This window comes from Geobacter sp., assembly GCF_030834625.1.
Lineage (GTDB): Bacteria > Desulfobacterota > Desulfuromonadia > Geobacterales > Geobacteraceae > Geobacter.
The window spans coordinates 1-3,434 of record NZ_JAUQXO010000040.1; the positions used below are offsets into that span (position 1 = coordinate 1).

Sequence of the window (3,434 nt, forward strand, 5' to 3'; positions counted from 1 at the left end):
ATGACGGAAGCGGGCATGCGGATCGTATGGCCCCGCCCGAGGAAACGCATCCGGTCGGTTTCGTACTCGATGCCGTTGCCACTCCCCGCTTCCATGGCGACCACGTGGGCTGCCCAGATGGGTGAGTCGTCGGCGGAGCGAAGCCGCCGGTGGGCCACAAGCCCTGTGGAGTCGCGGCGATATTCCGTCTGGACGAAGAGGTTGGAGAAGGCGGGGTGGGCGATGTCCGCCCCCTGGGGTGCGATGACGATCTCTGCGTACGAGGTGGTCTCGATCTCCCTGGCGGTTGTCCCTCTGTTGGTGATGGAGAGGGCGCGCAGTTCGGCATCGTCCTCCGGCGACAGGATGATTTCGAGGGCGGTGATCAGGGTGTCGTCGTACCTGACGATGCGTGCCCTGTCCTCGGCGTAGGTCACCTCGTAGCGCTTCGGCTCCACGCCCGTCGGCTGGTAGGCCGCAGACCACACGGTGCCGCTTTCCATGTCGCGCAGGAAGATATAGCTTCCCCATGCGTCCCGGGTCACGTCTTCGCGCCAGCGCGTGACGGCCATGTCCTGCCAGCGGCTGTAACCGGAGCCGGCGGCGGTGACCATGACGGCGTATCGGCCGTTGGAGAGGAGGTGTGTCGAGGGGAGGCGGTGGTTGGGGGTGTGGAAACGGCGCAGCACCGGCTGGACCGCTTCCCATACCTTCGCGGTCTGGACCTGATCGGCGAGCGGGCGGGCAACGCCCACGTCGCGGGGCATCCGTTCCTGGAGGAGGAGCTCGGCCGCGTGGATCATCGGTTCGCGGTGGAAACGGTGCCGCATGATGCCGTCATGGATGACGTTGTCCAGGGCCACCAGGGACATCCCCTGGTGGTGTGCCATGTATGCCTTGACGATCGCTGCCTTGGTCCCCTCGGGAAGTCTGGCGCGGGTAAAATCCAGGGCCTCGTAGAAGCCATAGGGGCCGCGGCCGTTCACTTCTTCCAGCCAGATGAGATTCCGTGCCGCTGCGGTAGGGGCATACATTGCCGCCAGCACCGATGCGTAGGGGGCAATCACCAGGTCCTGGCCGAGGCCGCGCTTGAGTCCCAGGCCGGGGATGCCGAAGGCGGAATACTGGTACGCAAAGGAGAGGTCGCGGGTGTTGTAGGCCGACTCGGAGATTCCCCACGGCACGCCATTCTCGTTTCCGTAGCTGATCTGGCGTTCGACAATGATCCGGCAGGTCTGGTCCAGGAGGCTGCCACGCGGCGTGTACATTACGAGGGAGGGCATGAGATACTCGAACATCGAGCCGGACCACGAGACAAGTGCCGCACCCTTCTCAACCGGGATCAGCGCCCTGCTCAGACGGAACCAGTGGGCAGGGGGAACTTCCCCCTTTGCGACGGCGATGAAGCTGGTGAGGCGTGATTCCGAGGCAAGGAGGTCGTAGAAGCTGGGGTCGAGGCGCCTTTCGTCGACGCGGTAGCCTATGGAAAAGAGCCGGCAGTCCTGGTCGAAGAGAAAACTGAAGTCCATTTCGTCGAAAAGTCGCCGTGCGCTCCCGGCGATCCTGTCCAGACGCTCCGTGAGAATGCCGCACATCTCTCCCGACAGCTCGAAGGCCCCGATCAGGGTGTCGAGGCGGGCACGGCGCTCCCGTGCATTGGTGAGCGTCTGCAGCTGCAAAAGCTTTTCGACTGCGGCTTCGCAGCGATCGGGCATGCGCGCCAGGGGGGTATCGGCCTCGAGAAGATCGAGGAGGCCATTCCAGAGCTCTTGCTCTTCCCCCACGGCTCCCTTCATCTCAGGCCCCCATTCTTCCCGCATCATGACCCAGGGGAGGAGGAGATCGGCATCGCGCCGATGGCTTCTGATGTCGTCAAGGAGAAGCTCTCCCCAGCTCTGCGCTTCGCTCTGTCCTTTCTCTGCGTTCCCTTGTGCGGGTGTTCCGAACGAGGCGGCGATCGCTTCCGCTTTGGCCTCCAGCGCGCGCCAAAAGGAGACCTGGCCGGCGAAACCGGACGGCGCGGCAGCGATGTCGGACTCGATGTCTCCAATGGAGTCGAGCAGGTGCCGAACATCCTCCCCCGTGCCGAGCTCCTCCACGGCATGGCGAAAGAGGCATGCGGTGTCGCCGATCCCCTTCAGGGCGGCCGGGGAGAGAAGGGGACGCTGCGTCATCTCCCTGCACGCCTGGGAGAGGGCGAGGAGGTGACCGGCAAGAGTCCCGCTGTCCACGGATGAGATGTACTTTGGCTCCAGCGTCCGCAGATCCCGGGTTTCGTACCAGTTGTAAAAGTGCCCCTGGAAACGGGGGAGTTCCTCCAGGGTTCCCATGGTTGCATCGAGTCTGTCCACTGCGTCGGACAGGCCGGTCCAGCCGAAGTCCCGGGCGGCAACGACCGAAAGGAGATAGAGACCGAAGTTTGTCGGGGAGCTCCGGTGGGCGATAACCGGATGGGGCTCTTCCTGGAAGTTGTCGGGAGGGAGCCAGTGGTCCCCGGCCGTCACGAAGGTGGTGAAAAAGCGCCAGATGCGCCGGGCGGTCAGGCGCAGGAGTGTCACTTCCCTTTCCGGCTGGATCTCGTCCTGACTGGTCGCAGGGGGGATGCTGAGCTGGCGCATGACGAAGGGGGAGGCTGCCCAGAGCACGATGAACGGGACTGCCGCGGGAAGCGCTCCGGGGGCAAGGAGGGCCGTCAGAAGCAGAGAGGCCAAGGCTATGCCTTCGGCGCCGAGAAACCTCTGGAAAAAGAAGCGAGACGAAAAGGCGGAGGTTTTTTTTGCATGGGCGGCGGTCACCCATTGGAGAAGCCTTCGGCGGGTGATGAAGAGGCGCACGAGGGTACGGCAGATGGCGTCCAGCATCAGCCATGCGTAATGGGCAAGCAGCGTAAGGACGACGGCCGTGTGCCCGGCGCCCACAAGAAAGTCGTCGAGCACGCCCCGCAGGTGGTTTCTCACGGAAATGCCGCGGCGGTGGGGCACCAGGCCGGTGATGAGGGAGAGAATGGCCGGAAAGGCGATATTCGCAATGACGAACAGGGCCCACACGCCGGGCGGAGCTGCCGGGACGAGCCAGGAAGCGAGGAGGAGCAGCAGCATCCCCGGGGTAGAGAGGGAGCGCCGCAGGTTGTCGATCATCTTCCAGCGGGCGATGACGGTGATGCCCTTGCCCCGTTTTCCGAAAATCCAGGGGAGAAGCTGCCAGTCCCCCCGTGCCCACCGGTGGTGGCGGGAAGCGGCGACTTCCGCGTGAGAGGGGAACTCTTCGAACAGCGTGATGTCGCTTGCCAGCCCGCAGCGGGCGAAGGTCCCCTCAAAGAGATCGTGACTCAGGATGGCGTTTTCCGGCACGCGGCCCGCCAGCGAAACCTCGAAGGCGTCCACGTCGTAAATCCCCTTGCCGGTGAACGACCCTTCCCCGAAGAGGTCCTGATAGATGTCCGAAACAGCGAAGGC

The 3,434-nt window shown here is 64.3% G+C and carries 1 protein-coding gene; it reads right to left on the reverse strand.

The genetic code is table 11. The annotated features are described in order from the left end of the window. Positions 1-3,434 (reverse strand): glucoamylase family protein (locus tag RCH91_RS10900; protein ID WP_306534971.1); only part of this gene is annotated, 3,434 nt, incomplete at both ends.